General features: G+C 70.8%; 13 protein-coding genes and 2 pseudogenes. 11 read left to right on the top strand and 4 right to left on the bottom strand.

Annotated elements, in window-relative coordinates; translation table 11 throughout:
* Positions 1 to 433: 433 nt before the first annotated feature.
* Positions 434 to 1978, bottom strand: coding sequence for an aldehyde dehydrogenase family protein (locus tag BTZ20_RS16025; RefSeq protein WP_223263362.1), 1545 nt, complete (start codon positions 1976 to 1978; stop codon positions 434 to 436).
* Positions 1979 to 2134: 156 nt separating this feature from the next.
* On the opposite strand from BTZ20_RS16025, the gene BTZ20_RS16020 reads away from it, so the two are divergent.
* From BTZ20_RS16020 to BTZ20_RS16005, 4 genes and pseudogenes are all read left to right on the top strand, one after another.
* The gene (locus tag BTZ20_RS16020) at positions 2135 to 3139 is read left to right on the top strand and encodes an AraC family transcriptional regulator (RefSeq protein WP_083742700.1); all 1005 of its coding nucleotides are present in this window, start codon (positions 2135 to 2137) and stop codon (positions 3137 to 3139) included.
* 192 nt (positions 3140 to 3331) lie between these two features.
* A pseudogene (locus BTZ20_RS16015) lies at positions 3332 to 4731 on the top strand (WS/DGAT/MGAT family O-acyltransferase).
* Between the two features lie 18 nt (positions 4732 to 4749).
* A complete protein-coding gene (locus BTZ20_RS16010) occupies positions 4750 to 4950 on the top strand; it encodes a hypothetical protein (RefSeq protein WP_077042052.1) in 201 nt (66 codons plus the stop codon).
* A 77-nt stretch (positions 4951 to 5027) separates the two neighbouring features.
* Positions 5028 to 5306 (top strand): hypothetical protein, encoded by a 279-nt coding sequence (locus BTZ20_RS16005; RefSeq protein ID WP_145982308.1) that lies wholly within the window; start codon positions 5028 to 5030, stop codon positions 5304 to 5306.
* A 13-nt stretch (positions 5307 to 5319) separates the two neighbouring features.
* On the opposite strand, the gene BTZ20_RS16000 is transcribed toward BTZ20_RS16005, so the two are convergent.
* On the bottom strand, positions 5320 to 5622 hold the full coding sequence (locus tag BTZ20_RS16000; protein ID WP_077042050.1) for a type II toxin-antitoxin system VapB family antitoxin: 303 nt from the start codon (positions 5620 to 5622) through the stop codon (positions 5320 to 5322).
* A 201-nt stretch (positions 5623 to 5823) separates the two neighbouring features.
* Between BTZ20_RS16000 and hrcA the strand changes: the two genes are divergently transcribed.
* The 5 genes and pseudogenes from hrcA to BTZ20_RS15980 all read left to right on the top strand — a co-directional run bounded on the left by hrcA (position 5824) and on the right by BTZ20_RS15980 (position 9648).
* Positions 5824 to 6858, top strand: a complete 1035-nt coding sequence (gene hrcA, locus BTZ20_RS15995; protein WP_077042049.1) for a heat-inducible transcriptional repressor HrcA — start codon at positions 5824 to 5826, stop codon at positions 6856 to 6858.
* 78 nt (positions 6859 to 6936) lie between these two features.
* Positions 6937 to 7886, top strand: a pseudogene (dnaJ, locus tag BTZ20_RS15990) (molecular chaperone DnaJ); the annotation flags it as partial.
* 51 nt (positions 7887 to 7937) lie between these two features.
* Positions 7938 to 8090, top strand: coding sequence for a hypothetical protein (locus tag BTZ20_RS29865; RefSeq protein WP_411269174.1), 153 nt, complete (start codon positions 7938 to 7940; stop codon positions 8088 to 8090).
* Positions 8091 to 8107: 17 nt separating this feature from the next.
* Positions 8108 to 8869 (top strand): 16S rRNA (uracil(1498)-N(3))-methyltransferase, encoded by a 762-nt coding sequence (locus BTZ20_RS15985; RefSeq protein ID WP_077042048.1) that lies wholly within the window; start codon positions 8108 to 8110, stop codon positions 8867 to 8869.
* Positions 8870 to 8874: 5 nt separating this feature from the next.
* Complete coding sequence (locus BTZ20_RS15980; RefSeq protein WP_077042047.1) at positions 8875 to 9648, top strand: alpha/beta hydrolase family protein; 774 nt, start codon at positions 8875 to 8877, stop codon at positions 9646 to 9648.
* A 1-nt stretch (position 9649) separates the two neighbouring features.
* On the opposite strand, the gene BTZ20_RS15975 is transcribed toward BTZ20_RS15980, so the two are convergent.
* Entirely contained in the window at positions 9650 to 10516 is an 867-nt protein-coding gene (locus tag BTZ20_RS15975) for an SMP-30/gluconolactonase/LRE family protein (protein WP_077043758.1), read from the bottom strand.
* 82 nt (positions 10517 to 10598) lie between these two features.
* Positions 10599 to 12185, bottom strand: coding sequence for an MFS transporter (locus BTZ20_RS15970; protein WP_077042046.1), 1587 nt, complete (start codon positions 12183 to 12185; stop codon positions 10599 to 10601).
* A 138-nt stretch (positions 12186 to 12323) separates the two neighbouring features.
* Between BTZ20_RS15970 and BTZ20_RS15965 the strand changes: the two genes are divergently transcribed.
* Both BTZ20_RS15965 and BTZ20_RS15960 read left to right on the top strand, forming a co-directional pair.
* Positions 12324 to 12989, top strand: coding sequence for a TetR/AcrR family transcriptional regulator (locus tag BTZ20_RS15965; protein WP_411269075.1), 666 nt, complete (start codon positions 12324 to 12326; stop codon positions 12987 to 12989).
* Between the two features lie 219 nt (positions 12990 to 13208).
* Positions 13209 to 14210, top strand: a complete 1002-nt coding sequence (locus BTZ20_RS15960; RefSeq protein WP_223263808.1) for a PhoH family protein — start codon at positions 13209 to 13211, stop codon at positions 14208 to 14210.
* The last annotated feature ends 33 nt before the right edge of the window (positions 14211 to 14243 follow it).

The following is a 14243-nucleotide window of genomic DNA, read 5'->3' as shown; positions in this document are numbered from 1 at the left end:
CCGATGAGAAGCACTGCGACTGCCGGCCACGTCAGGAGCGGCCCGGAGTCGGGGCCAATCAGGCTGCCGCTGTCGGGGGCTTCCGCGGCCGCTGCCGTACCCCACCGAGTGCCAGGCCGCCACCGAGCAGAGCCGCGGCGACAAGAACAGACGCGCCACGGCGCGCCAGAGATCGTGACATGAAATTCCTTCGTTCGAAGTGTGCTGGCTGGGTGGCCCACATCGGACGACCCCCCGATCGGTCAGGGTAGGGCGAGTAAGCCCGGCCGGCAGTCGAATTCGGAAATCGGCATCGTCGCAGGTCAACCGTTAAACGCAATTGGCACGGACTGCGGGTGGCGGAGCCGCTACCCGTACGGCCGCTCGATTTCCGTCGCGCACTTGGCCTCGATCGGCGTGCGCCGGAGGCGAGATCCGGTCTGGTCGCCGAGGGTCACCGACCGGTTCCGGAGAATCGGCGGCGAACGTCGCGGGCGACGATCGCCCGCAGCAGCCGGGCCGCGACCCGCCCCCGCGAGGGCGTGTACGGGTACCAGAGCGGTTCGTTGGTCAGGGTGCGGAACCGCGGCGCGGTGACGGCCTGCACCCGGCAGTACTTGTGCAGGCCCGACGCGCCGCCGAAGCGCGCGCCGATCCCGGAGCTCTTCCACCCGCCGTGCGGCAGGCCGAAGCAGAAGAGGTTGCTGAACATGTCGTTGACGTTCACCGCACCGGCCTCGAGGCGTCGAGCGATGGCGTCCCCGCGGGAGCGGCTGCCGGTCCAGACGGTCGCGGACAGTCCGTAGACCGAGTCGTTGGCGAGCCGGACGGCCTCGTCCGCGTCGGCCACCCTCATCACGGGGATGGTGGGACCGAAGGTTTCCTCGGTCATGCAGGCCATGGTGTGGTCCACGTCGACCAGCACGGTCGGATCGAAGAAGGTCCCCACCCCGGTCGGGGCGCCGCCGGTCAGCGCGGTGGCACCGCGAGCGATCGCGTCGTCGACGTGACGGCGCACGATCTCGACCTGGTTCGCGTTGGCCAGCGCGCCGACGTCCGCGGAGTGGGAGTCGTCGTCGGCGCCCTGGCGCAACGACCGGACCTTCGCAGTGAGCAGCGCGACGAATTCGTCGTGCACGGCCTCCTCGACGTAGACCCGTTCGACCGAGATGCAGGCCTGGCCGGAGTTCATCAGCCCGCCCCAGGCGATCCCATTGGCTGCCCGCTCGAGGTCGGCGTCGGCAAGCACGATCGAGGCGTCCTTGCCGCCGAGTTCGACGCTGCAGGGGATCAGGCGCTGGCCCGCCCGGGCGGCGATCTTGCGCCCGGTGGCCGTGGAGCCGGTGAACTGCACCATGTCGACGGCGTCGACGACGGCCGCGCCGGTGTCCCCGCGGCCGGTGACGCAGGCCAGTACCGGCGGCGCGCCGATCTCGCGCCATCCGCGCGCCAGTTCGAGCGCGGACAGCGGGGTCACCTCGGACGGCTTGAGGATGACGGCGGCGCCGGCGAGCAGCGCGGGGATCACGTCCATGGCGGGCATCAGCAGCGGGAAGTTCCACGGCGTGATCACCCCGACCGCCGGATGCGGGCGGTATGTCTTGCGCTGCGACTTGGTGAGGCTGAACGCACCTGAGTTCGGCAGCTTCACGTCGGCGAGGTCGCGCGGCCCGCGGGCGGCGTAGAAGTTGATGATCTCGGCGATCACCGGCACCTCGAGCCCGGCCTCGGTCCGCGGCTTACCGGTCTCGGACTGGAGCACATCCTCCAGGTGGATCTCGTTGTCCAGCAACCAGTCCCGTAGGGCGAAGAGCCACTTGGCTCGGCCCTTGGGTCCGAGGGCCTCCCATGCGGGCTGCTGTGCGCGGAGTTCGTCGACCACCTCGGCGACGGAGTCGGGCTCGGTGTCGGGGACCGAGCCGACCACCTCGCCGGTCGCCGGGCAGTGAATGGTCATGGGCGCTCGGACGATTGTCGGCACCAGCTGGTCGATACTCATCGCGCACTCCTCGGTGGGGGTTGGCGTCGAGTATCGGCGTGATCGGAGCCGTGGCGCTTGGCTGATTCGGCCAACAACCACGTGCCTTTTGGGTCAGCGGCACAAGTGGGCAGGTGGCCGGGTCTGCGGCGGGTAGCCTGGGTGTGGAGGCGAAAGATGCACGATAAATCGCCTGCAGCGGGTGCGCCCGAACCGACGCGCCGGGTGTTGGCATTTCATGCCCGAACCCTCGACGAAGCGCGCGCGGCCGTTGGTCGGAATTACTACCCCCACCGGCTGGCCCAGCTCACCACGGATTCCGACCTCGACATGTCGCTACGCACTGTGCAGCTCGGTCCTGTGTCCGTGGGGCGGTTGTCGTACGGAGTGGACGTGAGCATCGACCTCGGCGAGCTGGAAAGTGCCTACCACGTGAACATTCCGATGTCGGGCGGCATCGAGTCGGAAGCAGGCGGAGAGTCCGATGTGGTCACCCGCGGGCGTGCGTCCATCTACCTCCCGCATCGCTCCACCAGGATCAGGCGATGGAGCGCGGACTGCGTGGTGTACGGCATCAAGTTCGACCGTGCCTACCTCGAGTCCGAGCTTCGCGCCCTACTCGGCCGGCCGGTCGGTAAACCGGTGACCTTCGACCCCGTGTTCGATCTGTCCAGCAAGTCGGGCGCAAGCTGGTTGGCGCTGGTCCGAACCCTCGCCACCGAACTCGACGACGACAGCAGCCTGCTCTACAACGAGCTGGTTTCGAGCCGGCTGGTGGATGCCGTGACCACCGGTTTGCTGCTCACGGCGGCTCACGACAGCCGTGAGCTCCTCGACTCGCCCGCACACGCTGCCCGCCCGCGCACCATCAGTCGGGCCATCGATGCGATCCACGCGCATCCCGAGGAGCCGTGGACCGTCAGCGGGCTGGCGATGCTGGTGGGCGTCAGCGTGCGCACCCTGCAGGACGGATTCCAGCGGTACGTCGGGGTCTCGCCACTGACCTATCTTCGCGATGTCCGGCTCGAGCGGGCCCATGAGGACCTGATCCAGGCAGACCCGTCCGACGTCGCGGTCACCGATGTGGCCTATCGCTGGGGATTCCAGCACCTCGGCCGTTTCGCTCTCGAATACCGAAAGCGGTACGGGCAGCCGCCGTCGAAGACCCTCACCACGACGTAGCCCGGCCCGAAAACCCCTGCTCGCTCGAAGTCCCTGCGCAATCGGGACATCCCCCGCGCTTCGGGGACAGTCTTCAGCCGCTGCTGCATCTAGCGTTGGCCCCATCGTTGCCGCTGGACAAAATCCAGGACACGCCCCTCGGCTCCACGAACCGCGTGTCGTCCGGGTGCGGGCACATGGAAAGGCCGAACCTTGCTGCTGCCGATGGCGCCGACCGATTCGATGTTCCTGCTCGGCGAGTCTCGTGACCATCCGATGCATGTCGGGGGCTCGCACTGTTCGCTCCGCCGGATGGCGGCGATGCGCGCGATGTGCGGGCACTGCTCGACTCGTCATTCGGTCGGGGCGATGTCGCGCCGCTGTTGCGTAAACGTGCCCGTCGGTCGGTGACCTCGCTGGGGCAGTGGGGCTGGGAGTCGGATGTCGAGGTCGACCTCGGCCACCACGTGCGCCACGATGCCCTGCCGCGCCCCGGCGGGATCACCGAATTGCTCGAGCTGGTCTCCCGCCTCCACGCCGTGTTGCTGGACCGAAGCAGGCCGCTGTGGGAGATGCACCTCATCGAGGGCCTCGCCGACGGCCGCTTCGCGGTGTACACGAAGATCCACCACGCCCTCGCGGACGGCGTCTCGGCGATGAAGTTGCTGCGCCGCGGCCTCAGCGCGGACCCGGCACGGCGGGAGATGCCCGCGCCATGGGAGCCGCTGGTGCGCGAGCGCAGCGCGCTGCGACACGTCTCGGACCGGCCGGCGGGCGGTCCGGGACCGCTTGGCGTGCCTGCCACCGCGCTGCGTGTCGCTCGCGGCGCGCTCGGTGAGCTGGGAGGCCTCGTGCCCGCGCTCGTAGGCACCGTCGACCGGGCCTTGCATGGGCGTGGCGGATCGCTCTCGCTCGCTGCGCCCGGGTCGATGCTCAACGTGCCGATCGGTGGGGCCCGACGGTTTGCGGTGCGCTCCTGGCCGATCGAACGGCTACGGCTGGTCGCCAAGCGTGCCGAGGCGACCATCAATGACGTGGTGCTCGCGATGTGCTCAGGGGCGCTGCGCGGCTACCTGGGCGCCGTCGACGCGCTGCCCGCCGACCCGCTGATCGCGATGGTGCCGGTCTCGCTGCGTGGCGAGCAGCGGGAGAGCAAGGCAGGCAACGAGATCGGGGTGCTGATGTGTAATCTCGCCACCGACCTCCCCGACCCGGCGAAGCGGCTCACGACCGTGGCGGCCTCCATGCGCGAAGGCAAACAGGCGCTGCGGGCAATGAGCTCGGCGCAGGCTCTGGCGATGAGTGCGCTCGGGGCCGCGCCGCTCGCACTGGGCATGTTCGGAATGGGTGGGCTGATCCGTCCGCCGAACGTGATGATCTCCAACGTTCCCGGGCCTGCTGAGCCTCTGTACTGGAACGGGGCCCGTCTGACCGCGCTGTATCCGCTGTCGATCCCGGTAGACGGACAGGCTCTCAACATCACCTGCACCAGTACCGATGACGAGATCGCGTTCGGGCTGACCGGCTGCCGGCGAGCGGTGCCGCTACTTCAGCCCCTGCTCGGTCGCCTCGACGACGAACTCTGCGCCCTCGAAAAGACCGTCGGCCTGTAGGCCGGGACAGGAGATCACATGAACCACCCAGCAACCGACCGGGCCCTCGTCCCCGCCGAACCGTCGACCTCCCGGCTCCGATCGTCGCCGGCCATCGCGCTCGGCTCCGGGGTCTCGGCCTGCGCGCCCGCATTGATCGTGACCGGGTCTGTTGTCCTGTGCGCGCTCGTGGCTTTGTTCACCGTCGCCTGTGTCGGTTTCGCCGCCCTGATGATCTGACGCGACCAACGCCCGGGCGTCACGCCTGGCGCTTGCCGCCACCGGGGATCCGGTCGGTGGCTGCTCGCCTGCGTGAAGTGGCTGCTGACGTGCTGGTGGTGACCGAGGGCAGTCGCGATCTGTTGCCGCCGGGCGGACACGTGATCGATGCGGGCGCGGACTGGGGCTACGAGTCGCCGCCATACCGGCACAAGACGATGCTCTGGTCGCGGTGGCCGCTGGCCGGGGGTCCGTTGATCGACCATGTCGCATCGGGCCTCGTCTGTGACGCCACGGAAGCTTGGCCCGGCCGCGACGATGGTGGGAGGCTCAGCGACCACGCGGGCGTGCTCTGCCGGCTGCGATCGGCGGACTAGGCCTGCGGTCGCGTCAGCGGATCGCGTCGTAGTCGAAGACCCGGGCGTGCAGGACGACCCGGTTGCGCAGGGCGGAGCGGACCGCGCGGTGCAGGCCGTCCTCGAGGTAGATGACGCCGTCCCAGAGCACCGCGTGCGGGAACAGGTCGCCGTAGAAGGTGGAGTCCTCGGACAGCAGGCGGTCGAGCTCCAGGACCTTGGTGGTGGTCACGATCTCGTCGAGGCGCACCTGGCGCGGCGGGATCTTGGACCAGTCGCGCATGGACAGACCGTGGTCCGGGTACGGCTTGCCGTCCCTCACGCCCTTGAAAATCATCGGTGTTCCCGTCCCGGTTGTCGGGGGTGCGCGGCCGGCACCTGGCGCCGTTCGCGCACCCCACACAGTAAGGCCTCGCGGGAAGAGCCCGGCAGGGCGATTAGACTGGTAGCCGGTCGCGGGGGTGTGAACCACGCCGACCGTGACGAATGGTCTCGCCGGACTTCCGGACGGGGGAGTCGGGTGACGGAGGTGGCCGCTATGTCGAGTACCGATGAACGACGCTTCGAGGTGCTGCGCGCGATCGTCGCCGACTACGTCGCCACCCAGGAACCGATCGGCTCGAAGGCCCTCGTCGAACGCCACAACCTGGGCGTCTCCAGTGCCACCGTCCGCAACGACATGGCCGTGCTCGAGGCCGAGGGTTACATCGCCCAGCCGCACACCAGCTCCGGCCGGGTGCCGACGGACAAGGGCTACCGGCAGTTCGTGGACCGGATCGCCGACGTCAAGCCGCTCTCGCCCGCCGAACGCCGCGCCATCCTGGAGTTCCTCGAATCCGGCGTCGACCTGGACGACGTGCTCCGCCGCGGGGTGCGGTTGCTGGCCCAGCTGACCCGGCAGGTCGCGGTCGTGCAGTACCCGACGCTCTCGTCGTCCTCGGTCCGCCACCTCGAGGTGGTCGCGCTGACCCCGGCCCGGCTGCTGCTGGTGCTCATCACCGACTCCGGTCGCGTCGACCAGCGCATCGTCGAACTGGGCGACGTGATCGACGACGAGAACCTGTCCCGGCTGCGGAACCTGCTGGGTGGCGCGCTGGAGGGCAAGCGCCTGGCCGCCGCGTCGATCGCCGTCTCGGAGCTCGCCGCCGACGCCCCGGACCACCTGCGCGACGCCGTGGTCCGCTCCGCGACGGTGCTGATCGAGACCCTCGTCGAGCACCCCGAGGAGCGGCTGGTGCTGGGCGGCACCGCGAACCTGACCCGCAACGCGGCGGACTTCACCGGGTTCCCCGGCTCGCTGCGATCCGTCCTCGAGGCCCTCGAGGAGCAGGTCATCGTGCTCAAGCTGCTCGCCGCCACCGGCGACGCGGGCAAGGTGACCGTCCGGATCGGCGAAGAGACCCAGATGGAGCAGATCCGCGGGACCTCGGTGATCACCACCGGCTACGGCGCGGGCGGCAACGTCTTCGGCGGCATGGGGGTGCTCGGCCCCACCCGGATGGACTACCCGGGAACAATCGCATCGGTCGCCGCCGTTGCGAGGTATATCGGCGAGGTACTCGCCGAGCGCTGACGCGCGTGCGCGGGCGGCCGCGAGCAGGACTTTCACTGACAGCTGGAACTGATCGACAACGAGGACGAGAGACTTAACGTGGCACGGGATTACTACGGACTTCTGGGCGTCAGCACGAAGGCGACCGATCAGGAGATCAAGCGGGCGTACCGCAAGCTCGCCAGGGAGCTGCATCCCGACGTCAACCCCGACGAGGCGGCACAGGCCCGGTTCAAGGACATCTCGACCGCATACGAGGTGCTCTCCGATCCGGAGAAGCGGCGCATCGTCGACCTCGGCGGCGACCCGCTGTCGCAGGGCGGCGGGGGCGGCGGCGCCGGATTCGGTGGGGCCGGCTTCGGCGGCGGACTCGGCGACGTGTTCGAGGCCTTCTTCGGCGGCGGCGGCCAGACCAGCCGCGGACCGCGCGGCCGCGTCCAGCCCGGCGCGGATTCGCTGCTGCGGACCAAGCTGACCCTCGAGGAATGCGCCACCGGCGTCACCAAGCACATCACCGTGGACACCGCGATCCTGTGCGACGCGTGCACCGGCGCAGGCACCAACGGCGACTCCAAGCCCGTGACCTGTGAGACCTGCCGCGGCGCTGGCGAGGTGCAGTCCGTCCAGCGTTCCTTCCTCGGCCAGGTGATGACCTCCCGTCCGTGCCCGACCTGTCGCGGCGCAGGCGAGACCATCCCCGACCCCTGCCACAAGTGCGGCGGCGACGGCCGGGTGCGCGCCCGCCGCGACATCGCGGTGAAGGTCCCGGTCGGCGTGAGCGGCGGCATGCGGATCCGGCTGGCCGCGCAGGGCGAGGTCGGCCCCGGCGGCGGCCACGCAGGCGACCTGTACGTCGAGATCATCGAGCAGCAGCACGACGTGTTCGTCCGAGACGGCGACGACCTGCACTGCACGGTCCGCGTCCCGATGGTCGACGCGGCGCTCGGCACCACCGTCACCGTCAACACGATCATCGACGGCCCGACGGAGATCACCATCCCGCGGGCACCCAGCCCGGCAAGGTCGAGTCGGTCCGCGGGCACGGCATGCCGAAGCTGCGTTCCGGGGTGCGCGGCGACCTGCACGCGCACCTGGAGGTCGTGGTCCCCGCGCGCCTCGACGGAAAGCAGACCGCGGCGCTGAACGCGTTCAAAGACCTGCGCGACAAGGACCACGCCGAGGTCGTCACCACCGCCTCGCAGCACAACGGCGGGCTGTTCTCCCGCCTGCGCGACGCGTTCAGCGGTCGCTGACGGGCGGGCGAACGGACATGGCCGCGACGGTGTTCTATCTGGACCCGCTGCCCGAGGTCGGCGCGGTCGCCGTGCTCGACGGCAAGGAGGGCAGGCACGCCGCCACGGTGCGCAGGATCCGGGTCGGTGAGCGGCTGGTGCTCTCCGACGGCCGGGGTGCCGTCGCGGACGCGGTGGTCGTCGAGGTCGGCAAGGACCGCCTCGACCTGGAGGTCACCGCCCGCGCAACCGTCCCTGCGGCCGCCCCCGCGGTGACGCTGGTGCAGGCGCTGCCGAAGGCGGAGCGCTCCGAGCTGGCGGTCGAGCTGGCCACCGAGGCGGGCATCGACGCGATCGTGCCCTGGCAGTCCGCGCGGTGCGTGGCCCGTTGGGAGGGCCCGAAGGCCGACAAGGGCGTCGCGAAATGGCGCGCGGTGGCGGCGGCCGCCGCGAAACAGTCACGGCGAGCACATATTCCGGAGGTTCTCGACCTGCAGCGCACGCCAGCGGTTGTCGAGCGGGTGGCGGCCGCGGTGGCCGGTGGCGCCGTGGTCGCGGTGCTGCACGAGTCGGCCACGACGGCGCTCGCGGAGCTGCCGCTGGCCGCGGCGGCCGAGATGCTGCTGGTGGTCGGGCCCGAGGGCGGCCTGGACGACGCGGAGGTCGACGCGCTGACGGCGGCGGGGGCGGTCGCGGTGCGTCTGGGCCCGACGGTGCTGCGGACCTCCACGGCGGCCGCGGTGGCGCTCGGCGCGATCGGCGTGCTGACCGACCGCTGGTCCGCGCGGCCCCTCCAGTAGTCGCCGTGCCCCGCCAACGCGTCGACTACGGGCCCGAGCCGCAGCAGTTCGGACACCTGTATCTGCCCGCCGCCCGGGTCGCCGAGCCGGTGCCGGTGGTGATGCTCGTGCACGGCGGCTATTGGAGCGCCGACTTCCGCCTGAACCTGGCGACCGCCCTCGCCATCGAACTGGCCCGGCTCGGGGTGGCGTCGTGGAACGTCGAGTACCGCCGGGTCGGCGCCGGCGGCGGCTGGGAGCAGACCAGTGCCGACATCGAGGCCGCGCTGGCCGCCGTCGGCGGCGTGCTGCCCGCCCTCTCGCCGATCCCGCTCGACCTCGGCAACGTCCGGATCGTCGGTCACTCCGCGGGCGCGCAGCTGGCGTTGTGGGTTGCCGGGCAACGGGATTCCCCGGTTCGCCCCGAGCGGGTCGTCGCGCAGGCGGGCGCGATGGACCTGGCCGCGCGCGCGGCCGGTCGCACCGCCGGGGCGGCGCTGCAGGCGTTCTTCGGCGCCAGGTACGAGGACGCGCCGCAGCTCTACCGCGACGCCTCACCCGTGCACCGGGTCCCGATCGGTGTCCCGGTGGTCTGCATCCACGGCGCGGAGGACATCCAGGTGCCTGCCGCCGCCAGCCGCGCGTACCGGGACGCCGCCCAGGCGGCCGGGGACACGGTGGCGTTCTGGGAGGTGCCGGGCGAGGGGCACAACGACTTCCTCGCCCGCGGGTCCCGCAGCTGGGACCTGACCCTGCGGGCCCTGCTCGACGACGACCCGTGGTCCGCGCGCCCGGCGTGACCTAGGCCCCCGGCCAGCCGGCCCCCTGTGCGGGCGCAGGCGTGCTGACCACGGTGCCGTCCCATGCCGTGTGGTCCATGAGGCGCTCGGCTCCCGGCCACTGCGCGGCGACGACGAAGAGGGTGTCGCCGTCCGCCCCGCCGAGCGCGCAGGCGAACGCGCCGCGGTCGAGCTGAACCCGGTCGAGGACCTGACCGCCCTCCGCGACGCGCACGCAGCACCGGTCGCCGACGTCGGCGTACCAGGCCGCGCCCTCGGCGTCGAGGCAGATGCCGTCGGGTGAGTGGTCGCCGACGTCGGCCCAGACGCGCCGGTTGGTCAGCGAACCGTCGGTCGCGATATCGAAGGCGGTGAGCTGGTGCCGGTAGGACTCGGCGACGATCAGCGTGGCGTTGTTCGCTGTGACCGCCATGCCGTTCGGGAAGGCCAGGTCCTCGGCGACCACGCGTGCCCGTCCGTCCGCGGTGACCAGCGCGACGAATCCGGGCGCGGTCTCGGCCGCGGGCGGCCCGACGGCGAAGTCGAAGTTGATGTTGTTGACGTAGGTGTTGCCCCTGCCGTCGACGACGATGTCGTTGCTGCCGTAGGGCGACAGCGCCGACAGGTCCGCGTAGCGCGTGAGTGCCCGGTCCGGCGACAGGCGCAGCAGCGCCCGCTCGGGGCCGGAGGCGAGCACCGGTGTCCCATCGGGCAAGAAGTCGAAGCACAGCGGCAACGACCGATGCTCGACCACGGCCTCGATCCGGCCGTCCGGGTCGATCGCGTGGATCACCCCGGCCGTCCAGTCCGCGAACCACAGCCGGCCGTCGTGCCAGCGTGGGGATTCCAGCTGGCCGAAACCGCTCGCCATCGTCTGCATCACTCGCATGATCCGCCTCCCGTTGTGTCCTGTGGGAGGTAGACCCGCGGGCGTGGCGAAACTCATCGGTCCGGGGCCGCACGGTCTCCGTCTACGGTCGGTCGGTCGACCTGCCGGGCAGGATCGCCGCCACCAGCACCGCGCCGACGGCGAGCGCCAGCCCGCCGGCCAGGCTCGCGCTGGCGATCGCGTCCGCGAACGAGGTGGAGGCGGCCTCGAGGAGCGGTTGCGCGTACGAGGCCGACAGCGGGTTGCCCGCCAGCTCCTGCGCGACCAGCGCCGCGCCGCCGACCGACTCCCGGGAGACCTCCATCGCGTAGTCGGCCTGGGCGGCGAGATCCCCGCCGAGCCGGGGGAGCGGCGCGCCGTCGATGAAGCCGGCGATCGAGTCCTTGTAGCTCGCCGCCAGGATGGAACCGAGGATGGCGATGCCCAGCGATCCGCCGAGTTCGATCGCGGTGTCGTTGAGGCCGCCAGCGGCGCCGAGGTCGTTGTCGGGGAAGCTGCCCATGATCGCGTCGGTGGCGGGCGGCTCGCTCAGGCCGATGCCGACGCCGAGCAGGACAAGCGGCACGAGGAAGTCGAGGTAGCTCGAGCCGCCGTCGACCCGCGTCAGCAGCAGCACGCCAGCCGCCGCGAGGACCATGCCTGCCACGATCGCGCTACGCACGCCGATGCGCGGGGTGATCCGGCCGCTGACGACCGCGCCCGCGGTCACCGCCGCGGCGAGCGGCAGCAACCGGACACCGGTCTCGAGCGGGCCGTAGCCGAGCACGAACTGGAACTCCTGGGCGATGAAGTAGATGGCGCCGAATGCGGACAGGAACAGCAGCAGCACCGCGAGGGTCGAGCCGCCGACGCTGCGCTCGCCGAGCTTGCGCACGTTCAGTAGCGGCTGCGGGTGCCGCAGCTCCCAGGCGACGAACGCCGCGAGCCCGACCAGCGCGATGGCGGCGCCAACGAGCGGGCCTGCGCCCCAACCGAAGTGGAAGCCGTTGATGATCGCGTAGACGAGCGCCCCGATCGCGACCACCGACAGCAGGCCGCCGATCCAGTCGATGCGGCCCAGGCCCTCCGCGCGCGACGGCGGCACGAGGACGAGTGCGGCGACGGCCGCGACCGCGGCGATGGGGACGTTGATCAGGAAGGTCGCGTTCCAGGAGTGACTCTCGAGGATCCAGCCCGCCAGCAGCGGCCCGAACGCGATGGCCAACCCGGAGGTGGCCGCCCAGGCGGCGATCGCGCGGGAGCGCTCGGACTTGGGGAACGTCGCGACCAGCAGCGAGAGCGTTGCGGGCATGATGATCGCCGCACCGACGCCCATGATCATCCGGGCGGCGATCACCGCGGTCGTGGTGTCCGCGAGGCTGCCGAACACCGCGCCGCCACCGAACACGAGCAGGCCCGTCAGCAGCGCGCCGCGGCGGCTGTACTTGTCGCCGATCACGCCTGCCAGCAGCATCAGCGCCGCGTAGGGCACGGTGTAGCCGTCGATGACCCACTGCAGTTGCGCGCTGGTTAGGCCGAGGTCCCTGGTCATGTCCGGCGCCGCCACGATGAGCGCGGTGTTCGCCATCACCACGATCAGCAGGCTCAGGCACAGCACGCCGAGCGCGGCCCAGCGCCAGCGGTACGGCTGCTCCATCCGGGAGACCGGCTTGGTCGCGAGTGTCGTCATCTTGGGCGCTCCATTCGGCGGCGGCGGTCCGGCATCCGGACCTGTCTGCACATTGATGTGCAAGTTAATAGCTTGCACACCACTGTGCAACTATGCTTGACGCAGATCACATCGGGCGGCGAGAGGGTGGATGCGACGGTGGCGGAGCCGGTGAGGCGTCGACGCAGCGAGGCACGGGCCAATCGGATGCGCATCATCGACGCCGCGATCGGCGCCTTTGCCGCCGACCCGGACGCGAGCATGGATGACGTCGCGCGAGCGGCAGGCGTGGTTCGCCGCACGGTCTACGCGCATTTCCCCAGCCGGGAGGCGCTCGTCGAGGGCATCGCGGACGAGGCCTCGGCCGAGCTGGTCGCGTCGTTCGGCGCGGACGTTCCGGTGCCGGAACGACCCGACCTGGCGCTCGCCGTTCTCGCCCTGCTGACCTGGCCGGTCGGCGACCGGTTCCGGATGTTGCTGACCTTCGCGCGTAAGGAACTCGGCGAGCAGCGCATCCTCGACCTGATGGAACCGGCGCGGGCGCCGGCGATCGCCATGGTCGAGCAGGGCCAGCGCGAGGGGACCTTCTCGTCGTACCTGCCCGCCGGGCTCCTGGTCGCGATGACCGAGGCCGTCACGATGACCCTGCTCGATCAGGTCAACAAGGGCGGCGTCACCGATTCCGGGGAGTCGTTCGGCGTCGTCTCACTGGTGCTGCTCGGGGTCGCGCCCGAGCGGGCGGCGGAGGTCGTCGACGAGGCGCGGGCGTGGATCCGGGACGCCGAGGGCGCGCAGGTGCCCGCGGCTGGCCCTGACCGGCGGTAATCGTGTGGGCGGCGCGAACGACCCGCGATAGACTGCGAGGTATCAGGGCGGCCCAGTCCGTCGGGACACGGAACCAGGAAAGCAGGCCATAGCTACCACGTGAGTGCAGACAGCGACATGGGCGATCAGTCGGACGACGCAGGGGGACGCGCTTCGCGCGCAGGGGCGAAGGCCAACGGCAGCCAGGACCGCCCAGCGCAGCGCACGGTGCGGTCGAGCATGGAGGTCTCACCCGACGCGGTGCTCCCGCTGCTCGGTTCCTCGGATCAGAACCTCAAGGAACTCGAACGCGCCCTCGACGCAGACATTCACGTTCGTGGCAACGCGATCACCCTCACCGGCAGGGCCGCGGACGTCGCGCTGGCCGAGCGGGTGATCGGCGAGCTGATCGCCGTCGTCGCGGGTGGCAACACCCTGACCCCCGATGCGGTGCGGCGCAGCGTCGCGATGCTCACCGAGGGCGTCGCCGAATCGCCCGCGGAGGTCCTGAGCCTGGACATCCTGTCCCGGCGTGGCAAGACCATCCGGCCCAAGACGGTCAACCAGAAGCGATACGTCGACGCGATCGACGCGAACACCATCGTCTTCGGCATCGGCCCCGCGGGCACCGGCAAGACCTACCTGGCCATGGCCAAGGCCGTGCAGGCGCTGCAGAGCAAGAACGTCAGCCGGATCATCCTGACCCGACCCGCGGTCGAGGCGGGCGAGCGGCTCGGGTTCCTGCCCGGCACCCTGCACGAGAAGATCGACCCGTACCTGCGGCCGCTGCACGACGCGCTGCACGACATGATGGACCCCGAGGCCATCCCGAAGCTCATGCAGGCGGGGGTCATCGAGGTCGCCCCGCTCGCCTACATGCGCGGCCGCACCCTCAACGACGCGTTCATCATCCTCGACGAGGCGCAGAACACCACGGCCGAGCAGATGAAGATGTTCCTGACCCGGCTCGGGTTCGGTTCCAAGATCGTGGTGACCGGCGACGTGACCCAGGTGGACCTGCCCGGCGGCGCCCGGTCCGGGCTGCGGGCTGCCTCGGAGATCCTGACCGACATCGACGACATCCACTTCGCGGAGCTCACCAGCGCGGACGTGGTGCGGCACCGCCTGGTCTCCGACATCGTCGACGCCTACGAGCGTTTCGAGACCGAGCGGATCGACGAGGTCAAGCTCGGCAACCGCTCGCAGCGTCGGGCGGCGCAGGCCCGCCCCTCGCGACGCTGACGGCTCGGCACAGTCCACGTGAGCCACACCGCC

It is taken from the genome of Rhodococcus sp. MTM3W5.2 (assembly GCF_001984015.1).
Taxonomy (GTDB): domain Bacteria; phylum Actinomycetota; class Actinomycetes; order Mycobacteriales; family Mycobacteriaceae; genus Rhodococcus_G; species Rhodococcus_G oryzae.
Note: the sequence above shows the minus strand (reverse complement) of the source record. Positions and strands in the feature narration are given on the sequence as shown.